Annotated in this window: 21 protein-coding genes; 12 read left to right on the forward strand and 9 right to left on the reverse strand. The window is 62.7% G+C overall.

From position 1 onward, the window contains the following. Positions 1–191: 191 nt before the first annotated feature. Positions 192–1,202 (forward strand): AraC family transcriptional regulator, encoded by a 1,011-nt coding sequence (locus A3AC_RS0117035; RefSeq protein WP_025600306.1) that lies wholly within the window; start codon positions 192–194, stop codon positions 1,200–1,202. A 206-nt stretch (positions 1,203–1,408) separates the two neighbouring features. Beyond that, positions 1,409–3,199, forward strand: a complete 1,791-nt coding sequence (locus A3AC_RS0117040) for an acyl-CoA dehydrogenase (protein WP_025600307.1) — start codon at positions 1,409–1,411, stop codon at positions 3,197–3,199. 153 nt (positions 3,200–3,352) lie between these two features. On the opposite strand, the gene A3AC_RS0117045 is transcribed toward A3AC_RS0117040, so the two are convergent. Then, a complete protein-coding gene (locus A3AC_RS0117045) occupies positions 3,353–4,639 on the reverse strand; it encodes a D-amino acid dehydrogenase (RefSeq protein WP_025600308.1) in 1,287 nt (428 codons plus the stop codon). 167 nt (positions 4,640–4,806) lie between these two features. Between A3AC_RS0117045 and A3AC_RS0117050 the strand changes: the two genes are divergently transcribed. Both A3AC_RS0117050 and A3AC_RS0117055 read left to right on the forward strand, forming a co-directional pair. Continuing rightward, positions 4,807–5,307, forward strand: coding sequence for an Lrp/AsnC ligand binding domain-containing protein (locus A3AC_RS0117050; protein WP_025600309.1), 501 nt, complete (start codon positions 4,807–4,809; stop codon positions 5,305–5,307). A gap of 86 nt (positions 5,308–5,393) precedes the next feature. Beyond that, positions 5,394–6,539, forward strand: coding sequence for a PA0069 family radical SAM protein (locus A3AC_RS0117055; protein ID WP_025600311.1), 1,146 nt, complete (start codon positions 5,394–5,396; stop codon positions 6,537–6,539). 16 nt (positions 6,540–6,555) lie between these two features. Here the strand turns inward: A3AC_RS0117055 and A3AC_RS0117060 are convergent, their stop codons facing one another. Then, a complete protein-coding gene (locus tag A3AC_RS0117060) occupies positions 6,556–7,023 on the reverse strand; it encodes an NINE protein (protein ID WP_025600312.1) in 468 nt (155 codons plus the stop codon). Between the two features lie 272 nt (positions 7,024–7,295). Continuing rightward, positions 7,296–8,486: a PQQ-dependent sugar dehydrogenase gene (locus tag A3AC_RS0117065; RefSeq protein WP_035475316.1), complete on the reverse strand. Its 1,191-nt coding sequence runs from the start codon at positions 8,484–8,486 to the stop codon at positions 7,296–7,298. Between the two features lie 165 nt (positions 8,487–8,651). Here A3AC_RS0117065 and rpsP point away from each other — a divergent pair, with 165 nt between their 5' ends. The 6 genes from rpsP to A3AC_RS0117100 all read left to right on the forward strand — a co-directional run bounded on the left by rpsP (position 8,652) and on the right by A3AC_RS0117100 (position 13,032). Then, complete coding sequence (rpsP, locus tag A3AC_RS0117070) at positions 8,652–8,906, forward strand: 30S ribosomal protein S16 (RefSeq protein WP_025600315.1); 255 nt, start codon at positions 8,652–8,654, stop codon at positions 8,904–8,906. 145 nt (positions 8,907–9,051) lie between these two features. Beyond that, on the forward strand, positions 9,052–9,834 hold the full coding sequence (rimM, locus tag A3AC_RS0117080) for a ribosome maturation factor RimM (protein ID WP_025600316.1): 783 nt from the start codon (positions 9,052–9,054) through the stop codon (positions 9,832–9,834). A 38-nt stretch (positions 9,835–9,872) separates the two neighbouring features. Then, positions 9,873–10,640 (forward strand): tRNA (guanosine(37)-N1)-methyltransferase TrmD, encoded by a 768-nt coding sequence (trmD, locus tag A3AC_RS0117085; RefSeq protein WP_025600318.1) that lies wholly within the window; start codon positions 9,873–9,875, stop codon positions 10,638–10,640. A 140-nt stretch (positions 10,641–10,780) separates the two neighbouring features. Next, positions 10,781–11,167, forward strand: coding sequence for a 50S ribosomal protein L19 (gene rplS / locus A3AC_RS0117090; RefSeq protein WP_013340112.1), 387 nt, complete (start codon positions 10,781–10,783; stop codon positions 11,165–11,167). A gap of 91 nt (positions 11,168–11,258) precedes the next feature. After that, complete coding sequence (locus A3AC_RS0117095) at positions 11,259–11,978, forward strand: CoA pyrophosphatase (RefSeq protein WP_025600321.1); 720 nt, start codon at positions 11,259–11,261, stop codon at positions 11,976–11,978. 115 nt (positions 11,979–12,093) lie between these two features. Continuing rightward, positions 12,094–13,032: a CobD/CbiB family protein gene (locus A3AC_RS0117100; RefSeq protein WP_025600323.1), complete on the forward strand. Its 939-nt coding sequence runs from the start codon at positions 12,094–12,096 to the stop codon at positions 13,030–13,032. 105 nt (positions 13,033–13,137) lie between these two features. Here A3AC_RS0117100 and A3AC_RS0117105 read toward each other — a convergent pair whose 3' ends face one another. From A3AC_RS0117105 to A3AC_RS0117115, 3 genes are read right to left on the reverse strand one after another with little or no spacing between them, the layout of a single operon-like run. After that, the gene (locus A3AC_RS0117105; protein WP_025600324.1) at positions 13,138–13,458 is read right to left on the reverse strand and encodes a putative signal transducing protein; all 321 of its coding nucleotides are present in this window, start codon (positions 13,456–13,458) and stop codon (positions 13,138–13,140) included. A gap of 1 nt (position 13,459) precedes the next feature. Continuing rightward, positions 13,460–14,425 carry a ribosome small subunit-dependent GTPase A gene (gene rsgA / locus A3AC_RS0117110; RefSeq protein WP_025600325.1) on the reverse strand — a complete coding sequence of 322 codons (966 nt, stop codon included), beginning with the start codon at positions 14,423–14,425 and terminating at the stop codon, positions 13,460–13,462. Next, positions 14,422–15,681 carry a M48 family metallopeptidase gene (locus A3AC_RS0117115; RefSeq protein WP_025600326.1) on the reverse strand — a complete coding sequence of 420 codons (1,260 nt, stop codon included), beginning with the start codon at positions 15,679–15,681 and terminating at the stop codon, positions 14,422–14,424. The genes rsgA and A3AC_RS0117115 overlap by 4 nt, the downstream gene beginning before the upstream one ends. Before the next feature lie 155 nt (positions 15,682–15,836). Here A3AC_RS0117115 and orn point away from each other — a divergent pair, with 155 nt between their 5' ends. Beyond that, positions 15,837–16,448, forward strand: a complete 612-nt coding sequence (gene orn / locus A3AC_RS0117120; protein WP_025600327.1) for an oligoribonuclease — start codon at positions 15,837–15,839, stop codon at positions 16,446–16,448. Positions 16,449–16,463: 15 nt separating this feature from the next. Here the strand turns inward: orn and mog are convergent, their stop codons facing one another. Together mog and yjgA are read right to left on the reverse strand one after the other, a co-directional pair. Continuing rightward, the gene (gene mog, locus A3AC_RS0117125) at positions 16,464–17,120 is read right to left on the reverse strand and encodes a molybdopterin adenylyltransferase (RefSeq protein ID WP_051361649.1); all 657 of its coding nucleotides are present in this window, start codon (positions 17,118–17,120) and stop codon (positions 16,464–16,466) included. Further along, positions 17,101–17,712, reverse strand: coding sequence for a ribosome biogenesis factor YjgA (gene yjgA, locus A3AC_RS0117130; RefSeq protein WP_025600332.1), 612 nt, complete (start codon positions 17,710–17,712; stop codon positions 17,101–17,103). The genes mog and yjgA overlap by 20 nt, the downstream gene beginning before the upstream one ends. Positions 17,713–17,967: 255 nt before the next feature. Here yjgA and pmbA point away from each other — a divergent pair, with 255 nt between their 5' ends. Continuing rightward, positions 17,968–19,338 carry a metalloprotease PmbA gene (pmbA, locus tag A3AC_RS0117135; protein WP_025600333.1) on the forward strand — a complete coding sequence of 457 codons (1,371 nt, stop codon included), beginning with the start codon at positions 17,968–17,970 and terminating at the stop codon, positions 19,336–19,338. Between the two features lie 159 nt (positions 19,339–19,497). On the opposite strand, the gene A3AC_RS0117140 is transcribed toward pmbA, so the two are convergent. Then, positions 19,498–19,998 (reverse strand): dihydrofolate reductase, encoded by a 501-nt coding sequence (locus tag A3AC_RS0117140; protein ID WP_025600335.1) that lies wholly within the window; start codon positions 19,996–19,998, stop codon positions 19,498–19,500. Positions 19,999–20,487 lie beyond the last annotated feature (489 nt).

Genomic DNA, 20,487 nt, shown 5'->3' on the forward strand with positions numbered 1-20,487 from the left:
GGGCGGACCGTAATGCTCTCGTTGATTTTGACCAAGTGCTGATTCGCGCGCTGTACGTCCCCCAATGGCATGCGCCACCAGGCTTCACGCGTCATAACCGTACGGAGAATCCAACGGCCATCGACGAGTGAATCTATTGCAGATGAGGTGCCGAACTTCAAGATTGGAGTCCGCATCAGGAGTGTTCGAATATGCAAGCGCCAAGTGCGACCGTCCCGATATCGCTTGTCAATGGCTTTCTGGCTGCTGCTGGCGTGAAACCCAAACTGGCCCTGTTGTACCTCGACCGTGCGGGAGTCCCGCCAGAACTGTGCGGCGAGCCTGGTGCGCGAGTGACTGAGGAACAGTTTTCTACACTGTACCGTACGCTTGCGATCGAGCTGGACGACGAAATGCCTGGGATTTTCAGCCGCCCGTTTCGCAGTGGCACGCTGAAGTTCCTTTGTTTGAGTCTACTGGACGCCCGAAACCTGGAAACGGCGCTCTATCGTTTCGGTCAGTTCTTTCATATCGTGCTCGACGATTTTCGTTTCGCATCACGGCGTAACGAGCTCATCTGCGAGGCAGAACTATGTATGGACCCCGCTTACGGCCCGATCGGGCCGCTTGGGCAGGAACTAATGCTCAAGCTCGCACACGGCGTCATGTCGTGGTTGACCGGGCAGAAGATACCGCTGCTCCAGGTGGATTTCGCATGTCCGCGGCCGCCGCATGCGCTCGATCACCGATATTTCTTCTCCGGGCCGGTGCGTTTCAACTGCAATTCCACGCTGATGCGTTTTGGCGCGTCATATCTGGACATGCCGATCAGGCAAAACAAGCGCAATCTCGGCAAGTTTCTCGCACGTTCGCCGGGGGAGTGGATTTTCGAATCGTTTAATGAGCGACTCCTTAGCCACCGCGTGCGCCAGCATCTCGCCGGCAAGCTGCCGGATTTGCCTACCGTCGAGCAGGCCGCGCGAGATCTCAATTGCTCGGTCCGTACCCTGAGCAGACGCCTCGCCGCTGAGGAAACTTCATTTCAGTTACTCAAGGACGAGTTGCGACGCGATATAGCTATTCAGCGGCTGACTGAGACGCGGGACGCAATCGCCATTGTCGCCGGCGATCTCGGATTCGATGATCCGAGCGCCTTTCACCGCGCTTTCCGCCACTGGACGGGCAGCACGCCAGGAACATACCGTCGGCCTCTGCGGGACTGATGAAACCGGCGATTGGCGGCCGTGTGGAGGTCAAAGCGGTCAGCTGACACGTTCGCAATGGCCAGATTTGTCACTATGTGGGCCCGTTTGGACAGTCTGCGAACGAGATACGTCGGTACGATCATCGGCGTCGTCACCGCGCGGCCGTTTTCTTCGTATTTGGCCTCGTGCACTGAATCGTTTACCGTTCCCGTGGAAGATCAACCATGAGTTACATTGCGCCCATCAAGGACATGCTGTTCGTGATGAAGGAACTGGCGGACCTCGAACAGATCGCGACACTGCCGGGCTTCGAGGACGCGAACCTCGATACCGCTCAGGCCGTGCTCGAAGAGTCGGCGAAATTGTGTGGCGAAGTGCTGGCTCCGCTGAACGTCGAGGGCGACCGCAATCCGAGCAGTTGGAAAGANGGTGTGGTGACCGCNACNCCNGGCTTCANGGANGCNTTCCGNCAGTTTGCCGAAGGCGGCTGGCAAGGCGTGCAGCATCCCGTCGACTATGACGGGCAGGGCCTCCCCAAGCTCATCGCCACGCCTTGCGTGGAAATGCTGAACGCGTCGAATCTGTCGTTCGCGCTCTGTCCGTTGCTGACCGACGGCGCAATCGAGGCGCTCCTGACCGCCGGCAGCGACGCGCAAAAACGGGCCTATGTGCCGAAGCTCATTTCCGGCGAATGGACCGGCACCATGAACCTCACCGAGCCGCAGGCCGGCTCGGACCTCGCGCTTGTGCGCACGCGCGCCGAGCCGCAAGGCGACGGCTCGTTCAAGCTGTTCGGTACGAAGATTTTCATCACNTGGGGCGAGCACGACATGGCGAAGAACATCGCGCATCTCGTGCTGGCGCGCACGCCCAACGCGCCNGAAGGCGTGAAGGGCATCTCGCTTTTCATCGTGCCGAAATTCCTNGTNAATGANGANGGGTCGCTCGGCGAGCGCAACGACGTGCATTGCGTGTCGATCGAGCACAAGCTCGGCATCAAGGCGAGCCCGACTGCGGTGCTGCAATTCGGCGATCACGGCGGCGCGATCGGGCATCTGATCGGCGAGGAAAACCGCGGNCTCGAGTACATGTTCATCATGATGAACGCGGCGCGCTTTGCGGTGGGTATGCAGGGCGTGGGCGTGTCCGACCGTGCGTACCAGAAGGCGGTGGCCTATGCGAAGGAGCGCGTGCAGAGCCGCCCTGTCGATGGCTCCGCGAAACAGCCTGTCCCGATCATCCAGCACCCGGACGTGCGCCGCATGCTCTCGACGATGCGTGCGCTCACCGAAGCGTCGCGCGCGCTCGCCTATGTGGCGGCCGCGCACAGCGACATCGCGCATCGCCATCCAGACGAGGGGAAGCGCGCCGAACATCAGGCGATCAACGAATTCCTCGTGCCGATCGTGAAGGGCTGGAGCACCGAGTTGTCGATCGACGTCACGAGCCTCGGCGTCCAGGTGCATGGCGGGATGGGCTTCATCGAAGAGACGGGCGCCGCGCAGTACTACCGCGATGCGCGCATTCTGCCCATCTACGAAGGCACGACCGCGATTCAGGCGAACGATCTGATCGGCCGCAAGACGCTGCGCGACGGCGGCAAGGTCGCGAGATCGCTGCTTGAGAGTGTCGCTGAAACGGTCGAATCGCTCGGTGCACAACAAGGCGCGGCGTTCGAATCGATGCGCAAATATCTCGCGCAGGGTCAGCGCTCGTTGAGCGCGGTGGTGGACTTTGTCGTCGCGAACGCGAAGGGCGATCCGAACGCGGTGTTTGCCGGCAGCGTGCCNTATCTGAAGCTCGCGGGCATCGTGCTGGGNGGCTGGCAAATGGCGCGCGCATTGCTGGTTGCCAGCGAGAAGCNCGACGANGACCCGCAGTTTTACGGCGCCAAGATCGCGACCGCGCAGTTTTACGCGGAGCATGTGCTGCCGCTCGCGAGCGCGCTGGAGGCGTCGATTGTCAGTGCGAAGGGCGGCGAGGGAATGTTGGGTTTGTCGGCCGATCAGTTCTGACGCGGCTCGCGACCTGATAGAAGCTGCAGTCGGAATGCAAACGGCGCCTTGTAGGAAGGCGCCGTTTGTTCTTTCGGAAAGCTGGCTTGTGTGGTCACAAACCGCCTGGTGACGCGCCAGGCAGGACGCCCGACGCGGCACGCGTCATGCGCGTCACGCGTAGGCCGGGCGAGGCGTGACGCCCGTCTCACCGAGATAACGATGCACCGACAGGTCGTCTGCCTTGATCGCGGGCTGCTTGCCGGACATGACGTCGGCCAGCAATTGGCCGGAACCGCAGGACATCGTCCAGCCCAACGTGCCGTGGCCGGTGTTCAGGAACAAATTCGGCACCGGCGTGCGGCCGACGATCGGCGTGCCGTCCGGCGTCATGGGGCGCAGGCCGGTCCAGAAGCTCGCCTTTGACGTATCGCCGCCGCCGGGGAACAGATCGTTCACGCACAGTTCGAGCGTTTCGCGGCGAGCTTGCCGCAATGACTTGTCGAAGCCGACAATCTCCGCCATGCCGCCGACGCGAATCCGGTTGTCGAAGCGCGTGATCGCGATCTTGTAGGTTTCGTCGAGCACCGTGGAAACCGGTGCTGCGGCCTCGTTGACGATAGGGGCCGTGATTGAGTAACCCTTCAGCGGGTACACCGGAATTTTCACGAGGCCGGAGAGAAACTTCGTCGAGTAAGAACCGAGCGCGACGACGAACGAATCGGCGCGCACGAGTTCCTTGCCGCATTGCACGCCCGCAATGCGGTCGCCGGCCATGGCGAGCGCGTCGATCGGCGTGTTGTAGCGGAATTTGACGCCCATCTCTTCGGCCAGCGCGGCGAGGCGCGTGGTGAACATCTGACAATCGCCGGTTTCGTCGCCCGGCAGGCGCAGGCCGCCCGTCAGCTTATGCGACACCGCGGCCAGCGCCGGTTCGGCCTGGCCGAGTTCAGCCGCAGAAAGCAGTTCGAACGGCACGTTTGCCTCGCGCAGCACGGCGATGTCTTTCGCTGCGCCGTCGAATTGCTGCTGCGTGCGGAACACCTGCAGTGTGCCGCCGGTGCGGCCTTCATACTGAATGCCGGTTTCGGCGCGCAGTGCTTGCAGGCAATCGCGGCTGTATTCGGCGAGGCGGACCATACGACCTTTGTTGACCGCATAACGCGAAGCAGTGCAGTTCTGCAGCATCTGCCACATCCACTGCAATTGGAACTGCGTGCCGTCGAGGCGGATGGCAAGCGGCGCGTGCTTCTGGAACATCCACTTGACGGCTTTCAACGGCACGCCCGGCGCTGCCCACGGCGACGCATAGCCCGGCGAGATCTGGCCGGCGTTGGCAAAGCTCGTTTCGAGCGCCGGGCCCGCCTCCCGGTCGATCACGGTCACGTCGTGACCGGCGCGCGCCAGATAATACGCACTCGTCACCCCAACGACGCCACTTCCCAAAACGACGACTCGCATAGCTGCTCCAGAAAATTCTCAAGGATTCGAGGGCGGTGCTTGCGTCGTTTCGTTGGAATTCATTCGATTCACGACGTGTAATGCCGGGCGCCCAGTGTTAACCGCTATACTATTGGCGAGCTAGTAGGTTTTGTTATCGTATTTTTGCGATTTTTAGAAAAAAGACCATGCGCACCCAACGTCAACCGGTCCGAGCGCTCGACAAGCTAGATCACAGGATTCTTCGCCTGCTGCAGCAGGACGGCCGCATGGCCATGAAAGACCTCGCGGAGCAGGTGGGATTGTCGGTCACGCCGTGTATCGAGCGCGTCAAGCGCATGGAGCGCGACGGCGTGATCACCGGCTACTATGCGCGCGTGAATCCGGCGGAGCTGGGCGCGGCGCTGCTGGTGTTCGTCGAAATCACGCTCGACCATAAAAGTGGCAACATGTTCGACCAGTTTCGACGCGAGGTGCAGAAGATCCCGGAGGTGCTCGAATGCCACCTGGTGTCCGGCGATTTCGACTATCTGATCAAGGCGCGCATTGGCGAAATGGCCGACTACCGCAAGCTGCTCGGCGATATCCTGCTTCAGCTTCCCGGCGCGGTGCAGTCGAAAAGCTATGTAGTGATGGAGGAGATCAAGGAAACGCTGACCATTCCGGTGGGGGACGAAGCAGCGCGCTAGGCGTTCGATCAGGGCTCGACAAACGGTGTAAACACTGTATATTTATACAGGTGTTTGCGCCGTTTTCCACCTGCTTCTGAACGACCGTGACTGAACCCCGTGCCCACTCCACCGCCGAGTATCCCATCGCGCCGCCGGCACCCCGCAAGGGCCGCGGCGCGGTAACGAACCTGCAAGGCCGCTATGAAGTCGACCAGCGCGAAGCGGTGGACGACGGCTGGGTAGCCGCACCGGACGACGATGAACCGCAAAAGGTCTTGCGCACGCGGGTATTCGAGGAAAGGGCGAAAAGCATTCTGACGCGGAACAGGTCGCCGGACATCCCGTTTGGCGTGTCGCTCAATCCATATCGCGGGTGCGAGCACGGCTGCATCTATTGCTTTGCGCGGCCCACGCATAGTTACCTCGGCCTCTCGCCGGGGCTCGACTTCGAGAGCCGGATCTACGCGAAGGTAAACGCGCCCGAACTGCTCGAGCGCGAGTTGTCGAAAAAATCATATGAGCCGGAGCCCATTGCGCTTGGCGTCAATACGGACGCGTGGCAGCCGGCTGAACGCGAGTGGCGGCTCACGCGGCGCGTCGTCGAGGTTCTGAGCGAGCGCAACCATCCGTTTGCCGCTATTACGAAGTCGTCGCTGATCGAGCGCGACCTGGACCTGCTCGCGCCCATGGCGGCTCGCGGCCAGTTCATGGCGGCCATCACCATCACCACGCTCGACGCCGACATCGCGCGCACGCTAGAACCTCGCGCGGCCACGCCATCCCGGCGCTTGCGCACAATTCGCACGTTGAGCGAGGCGGGCATTCCAGTGGGCGTGAGCATCGCGCCAGTCATCCCATTTGTCACTGAGCAGGATATGGAGCGCGTCCTCGAGGCTTGCGCGGAAGCGGGCGCCTCCAACGCGAGCTATATCGTGCTGCGTCTGCCGTGGGAAGTGGCGCCGCTGTTCAAAGACTGGCTCGGCGCGCATTTCCCTGATCGCGCTGAACGGGTCATGGCGCGCGTACGCGACATGCGCGGCGGGAAAGATTACGACTCGTCTTTCTCGACCCGGATGAAGGGCGAAGGCCTGTGGGCGGATCTGCTCAAGCAGCGCTTCCATAATGCGGTGCGCCGTTTAGGGCTGAACCAGCGCGACCGCGGTATTCTGGATATGTCGCACTTCCGGCGTCAGGAGGCGCCGCGGCGCCAGGCGGCGAATCGCGACAGCCCACAGCTCGATCTTTTCTAGCACGCTCGGCGGCGCGCTATTGCGACAACTCCTTCGCCGCCTGCACTTGCGTTTCAAAGTAGGTCTGGAAGGCAATGGCAAGACCGGTCATCAACAGAAAGGCGCCGATCAGCAGCGAAAAGATCACCACCAAGATAACGGTCCAGCCCGAACGGCTTTTGTGCTGCGTGTGCGCGTTGAATTGCCTGTCCCATTTGTCGTCCGGGCGCAGACCGTAGACGATCGCGGCGAGAAATGCGGCCAGAATCGAAACCGCGCCGGGAAATGCCAGCACCCAGCCCAGCATTGAAGAGCGTTCACTGGCCACCAGCAGCATTGCGCCGGGAATGCCGATCAGCGTGCCAATTACATGAGCCCAGCCGTAAATGTCGCGCGGTCCATACAGATAAAAGCGGTGGGCGCCTAGCGTGCCCAGGAAAAAGGCTAGGGCAGCAGTAATTGTTTTGGAGCGGAAGTAAGTTGAGGTCGAAGCAGCAGTGGACATGGAGAGGTGGTCAGAGGCACAAGCGGTCAAGAACCGGCGCTCGGCAACAGGTGGGGAAAAGAAGCGGTGCACCGTTGCGCGGCGGACCGTCGCGCATTCTACGCCGCCCGCGAACGACTGGTCACGCCGCGCTCCGCCTCAGCGCTGCTTGGGTGATCAGAGCCGGAGTGATAGGCGCGCTGCCGCTTTTGCTGGCAACGTCCGCATCTGCGTGCTGCAGGTCGGGCTTGGCCTGGCAGCAACTCGGGCACGTGTCCGGCAGTGGCGGGCGCTCAAGGCGCCGAGTAAGTGACGCGGTAGATCGCACCGGCGTAGTCGTCGCTGATAAGCAGGGAGCCGTCAGGCAGCGGCAGGACATCGGCAGGGCGGCCCCAAACGGTTTCCCCGGACTGAAGCCATCCCTCGGCAAATACTTCTTGCCGCGCATGACTGCCGTCCGGTTCCGTGACGACCCGCACCACGCGGTAGCCAGACTTCTTGCTGCGGTTCCAGGAACCGTGCTCGGCAATGAAAATGTTGTTGCGGTACTCGGGCGGGAACATCGAGCCGCTGTAAAAGCGCATGCCGAGCGCGGCGACGTGCGCGCCCAGTTTCGCCACCGGCGGCGCAAACCCGCTGCAGGGATGGCCGGCGCCGAACTCCGGATCGGCTACCGTGCCGGCGTGGCAGTATGGAAAGCCGAAATCCAGGCCAGCCCGCGGGGCGCGGTTCAGTTCGTCGTCCGGTACGTCGTCGCCCAGCAGATCGCGGCCGTTGTCGGTGAACCACAGCTCGTGCGTCGCCGGATGCCACGCAAAGCCCACCGAGTTGCGCACGCCGCGCGCGACCACTTCGTAATGGCTGCCGTCCGGGTCCATGCGGCCGATCATCGCGTAGCGGTCGCGGTCTTTGAGGCAGACGTTGCACGGCGCCCCCTGCGGGACGTAGAGCTTGCCGTCCGGTCCGAAAGCGATGAATTTGGCGCCGTGACTGGTCTCGGCGGGCAACTTGTCCGTGACCACGGCTGGCTGTGGCGGCGCGGTCAGGCGAGTGTCGATCGAATCGAAGCGTAAAATTCGCGACACCGCCGAGACATACAGCGCGCCATTGTGCCAGGCCACGCCGACCGGGGCTTCGAGCCCCGCGGCCACGACATGTCGCGCGGCGACCCGTGTGCCTTGCAGCTCCAGCGCGTAGACGTGGCCGTCGAAACTGCCTATATAGAGAACGCCCTTTGGCGAGAACGTCATGGCGCGCGCGCTCGGCACCGCGTCTGACAGGACTTCGATGTGAAAGCCCGGCGGCAGTTTGATGCGCTCGACAGGCGGTGCGGCGGCTACGCTGCAGGCAAAGGCCGCCAGCAGCACCGCCGCCGCGGGGCGCGAAACATGTGGAAGACAAACGCGCGAAAGATAGACAAACACTGTCCGGCGGGCGGAACAGAAAAGCGCAAGGGCGGTTCGCGGCAGAGATTTCACGGGCATTCCGTCAGGTTCTTCAGGCGTTTGCGTGAGGTCGCGAGCCCGCGCTGTATGGGCGGCGCAACCCGATTGCTCAGTTTATGCCGGTAAGTGTTTGTTATGGCGTCAGTTTCCCGCTATAATCGCGTGTTTCAGTCGTTCCGAACCCCGGTTTTCAAGGATTCTAGTATGGTCATCATCCGCTTGGCTCGTGGCGGCTCCAAGAAGCGCCCGTTCTACAACATCGTCGCAACCGACTCGCGTAACCGTCGTGACGGCCGCTTCATTGAGCGCGTTGGCTTCTACAACCCGGTCGCTACGAAGGGCGAAGCTCTGCGTATCGCTCAAGACCGCCTGACGTATTGGCAAGGCGTTGGCGCACAACTGTCGCCGACCGTCGAGCGTCTCGTGAAAGAAGCGCAAAAGGCGCAGCCTGCTGCCTAATGGTAGCTTGCATGGGTAGCTTGCATGGGTATTGTCGTTGGTCTGGCCGGCGGCTCACGCAGCTTGCGTAAGCAGTCCGATGCGCAAGATGTTTTGCTGAAGCAGGCGTCGAAGTTCGTGGCGAGGCTCAATCTGAGGTTCAATTATGTCTGAGCGTGATTCCGGCAGTTCAGGTCGCGTGAAGGCAAAGGCGCCGGCAAGCCAGCCAGCAAAGCAGCCAGCAAAAGGCGCCAGCCCAGAGGCAAGCCCGCACGCAAAGATGTCTGGTCAGGCGCCGTTCGGTGCATTCGTCCGCAAGCCGGGTGAGCGGGCCGGAGGCAAGGCGAAAGCCAATGTTGCAACCGCCGGTTCCGAGGCAGCAGCCATGCGTCCGGAAACGGCGGAGAGCTGGCCGGCGGACGCGGTGGAAGTCGGCGCAATCGTCGACGCTTACGGTCTCAAGGGCTGGGTCAAGGTAGCCGCGCATGCGGATGCCGGACAAGGCGGCGACGCTTTGCTGAGCGCAAAGCGCTGGTGGCTCCTGAAGGGCCGCGAGCGCCAATCGGCGCCGTCATTGCAGGCAAAAACGCACAGCGACAGCGTGGTGGCCCATCTGGGCGGCGTCGCTGACCGCGATGCAGCGCTGGCACTGCGCGGCTCCCGGGTCTATATCAGCCGCAGCGAATTCCCGGCGCTGGAAGCCGACGAATTTTACTGGGTCGACCTGCTCGGCCTTGATGTAGTGAACCTTGCCGGCGTGAACCTCGGCAAGGTCGCAGGAATGATCGACAACGGCGCGCACTCAGTGTTGCGCGTCGAATATCCGGCGGCCGACAAAAGCGGCAAGCCGGTCACCGGCGAGCGTTTGATCCCGTTCGTCGGTGTGTTTGTCAAAACGGTGGACCAGGCGGCGAAGCAGATCACCGTCGACTGGGAAGCCGATTATTGATAGTTCAGCAAATCGAGTTCGCTAAAACGGAGAGAGCGATGCAGTTCGATGTCGTCACGCTCTTTCCAGAAATGTTTCGCGCGCTGACCGATTGGGGCATTACCAGCCGGGCAGCCAAGCAGCAACGCTATGGGTTGCGCACGTGGAATCCGCGTGATTTCACGACCGACAACTACCGCACAATCGACGATCGCCCGTACGGCGGCGGCCCCGGCATGGTCATGCTGGCAAGGCCGCTGGAAGATGCGATCACGGCGGCCAAGGCGGCGCAGGCGGAACAGGGTATTAGCGCGCCGCGTGTCGTGATGATGTCGCCGCAGGGCGCCACGCTGAATCACGAACGTGTCATGAAGTTCGCCGCGCAACCCGGGTTGATCCTGCTTTGCGGCCGTTATGAGGCGATCGACCAGCGCCTGCTCGACCGTGTTGTGGACGAAGAAGTCAGTCTTGGCGACTTCGTGCTGTCAGGCGGCGAGTTGCCGGCCATGGCGTTGATGGATGCAGTCGTGCGCCAGTTGCCAGGCGTGCTCAATGATTCGCAGTCGGCGGTACAGGACAGTTTTGTCGACGTGCTGCTCGACTGTCCGCACTACACGCGGCCCGAGGAATACCACGGCGTGCGTGTTCCCGATGTGCTGCTTGGCGGCCATCATGCGGAGATCGAGGCATGGCGGCGGCGTGAAGCGCTGCGCAATACGCTGCGCAAACGGCCTGACCTGATCGTCAAGGCCAGAAAGAACAAGATGTTGAGCCGTGCCGACGAGGCATGGCTTGCAAGTCTCGCGAAGGAAGAGCCGAAGGCTTGAAGCCCCGGTCTTTCGAGCGGACGACAGGCGGCGCCGCACATGCGTGTACGGCGCCTGATGTGAACCCATCCTCTATCGGGGCCGTAGCCTTTCATGCAAGGCAGGTACGAACGCCGACAAGATGGACTTAGGAGTCAGTGATGAATCTGATTGCAAAACTCGAGCAGGAAGAAATCGCGCGCGCCCTCGGCGAGAAGACCATCCCCGAATTCGCTCCGGGCGACACGGTGGTTGTCAGCGTGAACGTGGTTGAAGGTACGCGTAAGCGTGTTCAGGCTTACGAAGGCGTCGTGATCGCCAAGCGTAACCGTGGTCTGAATTCGTCGTTCATCGTCCGTAAGATTTCGTCGGGCGAAGGTGTCGAGCGTACGTTCCAGACGTACTCGCCGCTGCTGGCAAGCATCGTCGTGAAGCGTCGTGGCGATGTGCGTCGTGCGAAGCTGTACTACCTGCGCGACCGTTCGGGCAAGTCGGCTCGAATCAAGGAAAAGCTGGTCTCGAAAGACCGCGCTGCTTCCCAGGCGTAAATGCTGTAAGAAAAAGCACCCCTCGCGGGTGCTTTTTTGTTTGCCAGGTCAAAATAGCGGCATCGCCTTATCCGCTCACTTGAGAGATCCGTTGATCCGCCCCGTCTTTGAACCTGAAGCGCTGCCCGTCGAAGCAACGGGTGCCCACCTGCCGCCGGTAGCCGCGGAGCGTCTTACGCCCGAGGCCCTGCGCGCCCGTTTCAAGCAACCTCTTTTCTGGACGCCCGAGCCGATCGTCGAGGCGCCGTGGCGTGACATTCAAGCCGATCCGCGTGTTGCGTCCGTATTGGTGCCGCTCGTGATTCGCGCCAACGGCCTCACGGTACTGCTCACGCAGCGAGCAGATCATCTCAACGACCATGCGGGTCAGGTCAGTTTTCCGGGCGGCCGTCAGGAGCCGTTCGATGCCGATGCAACGGCGACTGCCTTGCGCGAAGCGCAAGAGGAGGTCGGGCTCGCGCCTTCACGCGTCGAAGTGCTGGGTGCGCTGCCCGACTATCTGACGGGCACGGGCTTTCGCGTCACGCCGGTAATCGGTCTTGTCCATCCGCCGTTCGCTTTAAAAGCGGATGCGCTCGAGGTCGCGGAAGTCTTCGAAGTGCCGCTTGCGTTCCTGATGAACCCGGCGCATCACGAAGAGCGCGTGTTCCGGTATGAAGGCGGCGAGCGCCGTTTTTTCGCGATGCCGTATCCGCGCGGAGCATCGCTCGAAGCAGCGGAGAAAGGCGGAAGCAGCACAGGCAGCCACTATTTCATCTGGGGCGCGACGGCCGCGATGCTGCGCAACTTTTATCGCTTTCTCGCGGCCTGAGACGGACGTCCCGCGTGTGCCGATTGAGTGTTTGGCAACGTCCCCGCTCAGCGGCATCCGACCCTGTGCTATCGTTACGAAACAATCGTAAAACTCGAAAAGCACGGCGCATCGCATGACTTTTTTTTCCGTATTGCTGGCTCTGATCATTGAACAGGTACGCGCGCTGTCGCCGAACAATCCGGTATCTGCGCTGCTTCAATACCATGCGGAGTCGGCGGCGCACGGATTCGATGCCGGCAAGCCGAAGCACGGCCTGCTTGCATGGCTAGTCGTAGTGGTGCCGTGGACGCTGGCCGTCGCGCTCATCTACTACGTTCTCTACAACATTCATTTCGTGCTGGCGTTCCTCTGGAACGTCGCGGTGCTGTACTTCACGCTCGGCTTTCGCCAGTTCAGCCATTACTTTACGGACATCCATCTCGCGCTGAATAACGACGACGTGCCGCGCGCCCGCGAAATTCTTAACGAATGGACCGGGCTCGAGACGCTTGACATGCCCGTCAGCGAGATCGTGCGGCACACGCTGATTCACGCGGTGGTCGCATCGCATCGTCACGTGTTCGGCGTGTTCTTCTGGTTTCTGATTCCAGTGGGGCCGGCGGGCGCCGTGCTGTACCGGATCGCCGAATATCTGTCGCGCACGTGGGCGCGTCCGGTCGACGATCGCACCCTGGCGTTTTCGAGCTTCGCGCAGCGTGCGTTCTTCGTGATCGACTGGGTTCCGGCGCGGCTCACATCGCTTGGCTTTGCGATCGTCGGCAATTTCGAAGACGCGATTTATGCGTGGCGCAATCATGCGCGGCAGTGGCCGGATGCGAACGACGGCGTGCTGCTCGCCGCAGGCAGCGGGGCGCTCGGCGCACGTCTCGCCGGGCCGCTTGCCGAACAGTCGAGCCTTGATGCACTCGCCACCGGCGACGGCGGTCCGATGCAGGTCGGTGACGACTGCACGCCGCGCACGCTGCAATCGGCGGTGGGCCTTGTCTGGCGTGCGGTCGTGCTGTGGATGATTCTGTTGCTCATGCTCACCATCGCGGTGTGGCTGGCCTGAGGCCACGAGGGGCGACGCGTAGTAGCAGCAAAAAAAACGGGCAATCGCCCGTTTTTTTCGACTCAGAATCTGTTTATCAAGGCGCTGCCGCTTCGCAACCGCAGTTCACCCATCCAAAGGATCGCGCGCCGTCCCGCACTGCCAGCAGACAGTGAACTGCGCTTCCAGTTTCTCGCCGCACTGACGGCACTGCCAGCCGGGCGAACCTGCCGCCGGACCGTGCGACGCCGCCTCGATCAGGCGCCGCGCCAGCGCCTCGTCGCGGTCATCCACGAGCCATAGTTCAGGCGCGCACTGATCCGCGGGAATATCGCCGAGTGCGCCGTTCAGATAGCGGTTGTGCAGTTCGCAGGCAATGCCGGCCGCCTCGAGCACATTGACCCAATGCTGTCCGATGATGAGGTTCGGCGCGCGCATCAGCTTCATGTCAGCGCACAATCTGGCTGGCTTCGTGAACGAGCTGCGCATACAGCGCATGCCGTTCGCGGCGGATGCGGCCGTCGGCGACCGCTTCGAGAATCGCGCAACCGGGCTCGTGCAAGTGATGGCAATTGTAGAAGCGGCAGTTGGCCAGCAGCGGCCGGAACTCCGGAAAGGCGCGTTCGAGCCGGCCCTCGGTCAGATGATGCAGGCCGAATTCCTGGAAGCCGGGCGAGTCGATCAGCGCGCCGTTCATGCCAGCGCCTTCGCCGCCAGTGAGCGCACCCGGCAGCGGATAAAGCCGCGTGAAGGTCGTTGTATGGCGCCCGCTGTTGAGCGCGGTCGAAATCTCGCGTGTGGCGACTTCGGCGTCCGGAATCAGCAGATTGACAAGCGTGGATTTGCCCATGCCCGACTGGCCGAGCAAAAGTGTCGAGTGACCGTGCAAGTGCTCGATCAACGCCGCTCGGGCCGCCTCGGGCTGCATCTTGATCGACACTTCCACGACCGTGTAGCCGAGCGCGCGATACGGCTCGAGCCGCCTGCGAGCGCCTTCGAGCGCATCGGTCCTGTCGATTTTGTTCAGCACGATCAGCGGTTTGAGCTCGTTAGCCTCGGCGGCGACGAGCGCGCGCCCGAGCAGGTCTTCGCTGAAGTGCGGTTCGGTCGCGAGCACGATCAGCAACTGATCGAGATTCGCGGCGAAGAGCTTCGACTTGTACTGATCCGAGCGATAGAGCAGATTGCGCCGCTCGCCGATTTCGACGATCACGCCCTGGTCGGCGGACGTCGGCTCGTAGATCACCCGGTCGCCGACCGCCACCTCGCTGCGTTTGCCGCGCGGAAAGCACTGAAGCATCGGCCCGCCGTCTTCAGGAGCAACCAGATAGTGGCGGCCATGCGCGGCCACAACGAGGCCACCTACGCGCGTGCTGGATGCCGCGCGCGGCGCTTTTTGGGAGCGGCCGCTCATGCGTGCCGCAACAGTCGGTCGATCCGCTGCGAGGCCGGCGGATGCGAGTAATAGAACGCGGTGTAGAGCGGATCGGGCGTCAGCGTGGACGCATTGTCTTCGTACAGCTTGACGAGCGCGTTCACGAGGTCCTGGGCGTCCGTTTGCGTGGCCGCGAACGCGTCGGCCTCGAACTCGTGCTTGCGCGAAGTCAGGCTGCCAAGCGGCGTGACGAAGAAGACGAACACCGGCAACGCGAGGAAGAACAGCACGAGCGCAAGCGCGCTATTGCCGCCGACGAGCGAGGGCCGCACGCCGAGCCCTTCGTAGAACCAGACCTGCTGCGTGAGCCAGCCAAGCAGCGCGAGCATCGCCAGGCTGATCGCAAAAGTCACGAGCATCCGCTTTATGACGTGACGGCGCTTGAAGTGGCCGAGCTCGTGCGCGAGCACGGCCTCGATCTCGCTGCCCGACAGGCGCGCAAGCAGCGTGTCGAAGAACACGATGCGCTTGGCCGCGCCGAACCCCGTGAAATAGGCATTGCCGTGCGCCGAGCGGCGGCTGCCGTCCATCACGAAGAGACCCTTGGCGGCGAAGCCGCAGCGCTTCATCAGCGCTTCGATGCGGCTTTTCAGCGCTTCGTCCTTGAGTGGCTCGAACTTGTTGAAAAGCGGTGCGATAAACGACGGATAGAGCACGAGCACAAGCATCTGAAAGACGACCCAGACGATCCACGTCCATAGCCACCAGAAGCTGCCCGCCTGGTTCATCAGCCACAGCACGACGAAAAGCAGCGGCAGGCCGAACGCGGCGCCAAGCAGCACCCCTTTCAGACGGTCGACAATGAAAATGCGCATGCTCATCCGGTTAAAGCCGAAGCGTTGCTCGATCACGAACTGGCGGTAGTAGTCGAACGGCAGGTCGACCGCGCCGGTGATCGCGATCACTGCCGCGACGAGCGCAATCTGGCCGATGTAGCCGCGGCCGAGCCAGTCCGTCAGAGCGAGATCGAGCGCCTGCACGCCGCCTAGCAGCGTGAGGCCGATCAGCAGCGCGGCGCCGACGACGATTTCGATCATGGTGAGACGCGTGCGCTCGACGGTGTAGTCGGCGGCGCGCTGGTGCGCGGCGAGCGCGATGGTGCCGGCAAACTGGCTCGGCACCTGCTCGCGATGGCCCGCGACAAAGCGGATTTGCCGCGACGCGAGCCACAGCTTGGTGCCGACCATCGCCACGACGGCGACGACGAACAGAACGGTGAAGTACAGGGTGGGCATCCGTGGATTCCGTGGTATCTATGCGAGAATTATATGTTTCTTCCCGCCTCGCAGCGGGGACCTGCTCAAACCATCTCTAACCATCTCAAACGAACGATGGCCGCGGCGTCAAGGCTTGCAGAAAAGCTTTCGGCCCGGCCATCAGGGTTGCCTTCATGACTGACATCCTCGAATCCGCCCAGCAGCCGCCGCTCGTGCGCAGCGACATGAATCTCGTCTGGCTGGACATGGAAATGACCGGGCTCGACCCGGACAATGACCGCATCATCGAAATCGCGGTGGTGGTGACGAATTCGACGCTCGACAGAATGGCCGAAGGCCCGGTTCTGGCTATTCATCAGAGCGACGAGACGCTCGCCAAAATGGACCAGTGGAATCAGAACACGCATGGGCGGTCGGGGCTGATTGACCGCGTGAAGGCCTCGACGGTGACTGAAGCCGATGCCATCGTCCTGATCCGCGATTTTCTCAGCGCGTATGTTCCTCCGGGCAAATCGCCGATGTGCGGCAACTCGATCTGCCAGGACCGGCGCTTCATGGCGCGCTGGATGCCTGAGCTCGAGACCTTTTTCCATTACCGCAATCTCGACGTCAGCACGCTCAAGGAGCTGTGCCGCCGCTGGCAGCCGACCATCTACAAAGGTTTCCAGAAGCGCGCGATGCACACGGCGCTGGCCGACATCCACGAATCGATCGACGAGCTGAAGTATTACCGCGAGCACTTCCTCATTCCGCCGCCGCCCGACGCTTCGATGAACGCCGAGTAAGCCGCGCGACCAAAGTCAGGCCGGTCGGGGCGCGCGTACCGCGTTCTTCGGCCGGAACGCTTTCACGATTTCGGCGTTGGTCTCGACATACGGCCCGCCGATAAGATCGATGCAGTAAGGCACTGCGGCGAAGATGCCCGGCACCTTCACCGCACCGCCAGCTTCGGCATCGCGCAAGCCTTCCAGCGTTTCCTTGATCGACTTCGGCTGGCCCGGCAGATTGATGATCAAAGCCGCGTGGTCCGCCGTCTCGCGGATCACCGCCACCTGGCGCGACAGGATCGCGGTCGGCACAAAATTCAGGCTGATCTGCCGCATCTGCTCGCCGAATCCCGGCATTTCTTTGGTGGCCACCGCCAGTGTGGCCTCCGGCGTCACATCGCGGCGGGAGGGGCCGGTGCCGCCCGTGGTCAGCACGAGATCACAACCGACTTCGTCGACCAACTCAGTGAGCGTCGCGGAAATGGTCGGCGCGTCGTCCTGAATCAGCCGCGTGACGACTTGCCACGGCGAACTCAACGCGGCGCCCAGCCATTCCCGCAAGGCCGGAATGCCCTTGTCCTCATATACGCCGGTGGATGCGCGGTCGCTGATCGACACGAGGCCGATCAGAATCTCGTCCGGGTGGCTGCGCTTGAGCTTCTGAATGGAATCAGGCGTCGCGGTCGTCATCGTCGTCTTCCTCAGCGTCGTCATGAGCGGAGTCGGTCGAAGCCGCGGGGCCGTCCGCGTTCTTGATCCACTGGAACAGTTCGCGGAAGTAGCGCGGCGGCTTGTTCTGCTGCGCTTCCTTGCGAGCGTTGCGAATCAGCGTGCGGCCTTGCTGCGGATCGGCGTCCGGATGCTGGCGGATGAACTCGGTAAGCGCGGCGTCGTCGGCGAGCAGTTTTTCGCGCGTGCGCTCGATCCAGTGCAGCCTAGCCGTTTCCGCCTTGTTGATGCCGTTGTACGTGTCGAGCGCGGTGCGCAGCGCGGCGGTTTCCTCGTCGAGCAGCGAGCGCATCACGCGGCCCACGTACTGAAGCTGACGGCGCTTGCCTTCGTGGTCGGTAATGCGGCGCGCCTCGCGCACTGCGTCGTCGAGCTTCTCGGGCATCGGCATGCGCTTGAGCGCGTCTTTGGGCAGCGCGATCAGCGCCTCGCCCAGTTCCTGCAGCGCGTGCATTTCGCGCTTCAACTGGGACTTGCTTGGACGGTCGTAGCCGTTCTCGTCGACTTCCGGCTCGGCGGATTCGATGGGTTGAATGCGGGTTTTGCGTGTCATGCCGATATTGTAGCGTGCCGGGCCCGGCAAACCCGCCGCGGCGGCGCCGGCAGCGGCGCGTGCGTGCGAAAAACCGTGCTGCGAATGCCAGGTGCGCCAGCGCTTAGCTTGCTATGATCGCGGGATGCTTCAACGATGCTCATGCGTGTGTCATTCGCAATAGGCGCACACGAGGCGCACGCGGGTCGCGCGGCCTGTGCGACGCGCGCATGGACGAACACCGGGCCGCTCGGCCCCCAAAGGACGGCAACGACAATGGCAGCAGACATGGACGTCAAGCAGCGCTTTTTTCCGCATACCCAGGATGAACTGAAGGAAATCGCCTCGGACATCCTTCGTCACGCGAAGTCGCTCGGCGGCACGGACGCGGCGACCGAAATTTCCGAAGGCGACGGGCTGTCCGTCTCCGTGCGGCGCGGCGAAGTCGAGACGATCGAGCACAACCGCGACAAGATGGTCGGCGTGACGGTGTTCATCGGCAACAAGCGCGGCAATGCGAGCACCTCGGACTTCTCGTCGCAGGCGTTGAAGGACACGGTCGCGGCTGCATACAACATTGCCCGCTTCACCGCGGAAGACGATTGCGCGGGTCTCGCCGAAGCCGAATTGCTCGAAACGGAGCCACGCGATCTCGACCTGTATCACCCGTGGAATCTGTCCGCCGACGAAGCCGTGGAAATTGCCCGCCGCGCGGAAGACGCCGCCTTCGCGACCGATCCGCAGATCAGGAATTCGGAAGGCGCGAGCGTGTCGGCGCAGCATTCGCAGTTCGTGCTGGCCACGTCGCGCGGTTTTCTCGCGGGCTATCCGTACTCGCGCCATTACATCGCGTGCGCGCCGATTGCCGGCAGCGGCCGCAACATGCAGCGCGACGACTGGTACACGTCCATGCGCAACGCTGAGCAACTGGCAGATCCCGAAGCGGTGGGCCGTTACGCGGCGCAGCGGGCGCTTGCGCGCATCGGCGCGCGCGGTCTCGATACGCGCAAGGTGCCGGTGCTGTTCGAAGCGCCGCTCGCCGCCGGTCTGCTCGGCGCCTTCGTGCAGGCCACGAGCGGCGGCGCGCTGTATCGCAAGACGTCGTTTCTCGTCGACAGTCTCGGCAAGCCGGTGTTCGCGCCGCATGTGCAGATCGTCGAAGATCCGCATGTGCCGCGCGCAATGGGCAGTGCGCCTTTCGACGAAGAAGGCGTGCGCACGCGGCAACGCTCGGTGGTGAAGAACGGCGTCGTAGAAGGTTATTTTCTCTCGACATATTCGGCGCGCAAGCTCGGCATGCAGACCACCGGCAACGCCGGCGGCTCGCACAACCTGTCGCTGCAGAGTTCGGACACGCGCGCCGAGGACGACTTCGAGGAGATGCTGCGCAAGCTCGGCACCGGGCTTCTGCTGACCGAACTGATGGGGCAGGGCGTGAACTACGTGACGGGCGACTATTCGCGCGGCGCGTCGGGCTTCTGGGTCGAGAACGGCAAGATTCAGTATCCGGTCGAGGAAATCACCGTCGCGAGCACTTTGCAGGAGATGTTCCGGCATATCGTCGCAATTGGTGCGGATACCATCACGCGAGGGACCAAGCAGACCGGCTCGGTGCTCATCGAACGGATGACTATCGCGGGGCAGTAAGCGGGTTTTCCCGTTCGGTCGCGCCGGGCGCCACAGACGCTGCAAACAGAAACGCCACGCAGTTCAGACTTGCGTGGCGTTGGCTTTTTATGAGCCGCCTGGTGGTGCTTCGCGGCGCTCACAGGCGCTCAGACGCCCGGCGCTTACGACGCTCAGGACTCAATGACCTTTGCGCTTGTACGTCACAAACGCATAGTCGAAATCGTTCGGCGCGTGCGCGCGATGCGTTTCGTGCGCGACCTCTTCCCACTCGTCTGGATCGACCGCCGGGAAAGTCGCGTCGCCTTTAAAATCGGCCGAAATCTCGGTAACGATCAGCTTGTCCGCGAGACGCAGCCCTTCCACATACAGCTGCGCGCCGCCGATGAGAAACGCTTCCGGCGCCTGATCCTGCGCGGCAAGCTTGAGCGCTTCGTCAAGCGTGGTGGCCGCGTCGCACCCCTGGAAGCGCCGGGTCGCGTCACGTGTCACGACGATGTTGCGGCGTCCCGGCAGCGGCCTGCCGATCGACTCATGCGTTTTGCGGCCCATGATGATGGGCGCGCCCATGGTCGTGCGCTTGAAAAACGCGAGGTCTTCGGGAAGTCGCCAGGGCAACTGGTTGTCGCGGCCGATCACGCCGTTATTGGCGCGAGCGACGATCAGGGTGAGCGTCGTCATCGAATGGAAGGGGGAATGTAACCGGACCGATTCTACCTGACGCAGCCAGCCGGTTCGCTGCGTGGCCTGCCGCGCACCGGTTGCGCGGCCGGGCTGTGTCGTGCGGCGCCGGTTATTTGCGCAGATCGTCCGCCGCCCCGCGCTGCACGCTGCTGACGGCCTCCGACGGAAGTGGCAGAGGCAAGGGCAAGGGCGGCGGCGGTGGTGCGATTTCGTCCCATAGCGTCACGCGCGCGCCGCTCGCGAGCTTGTGTTGCGGCGGCCGCACCGTCGCACTTGAGCCGCACGCGCGATTCGGCGGCGGATGCGGTCCCGCGGCACCCGCAGCCTGGCGCAATGCCGGGAAAGGCGTCGCACAAAGCACAATCCACGTCCAATCGCCACGCAACAATGGTAATTGCATGATCGGTCTCCTCGTGCATGACCATTAGCGAAACACGTGCCATGGCGCCAAATCCCTTGAGACATCAGCTTGCAACTCGCCGCTCC

The organism is Burkholderia sp. WSM2230 (genome assembly GCF_000472445.1).
In the GTDB taxonomy this organism is placed as follows: Bacteria; Pseudomonadota; Gammaproteobacteria; order Burkholderiales; family Burkholderiaceae; genus Paraburkholderia.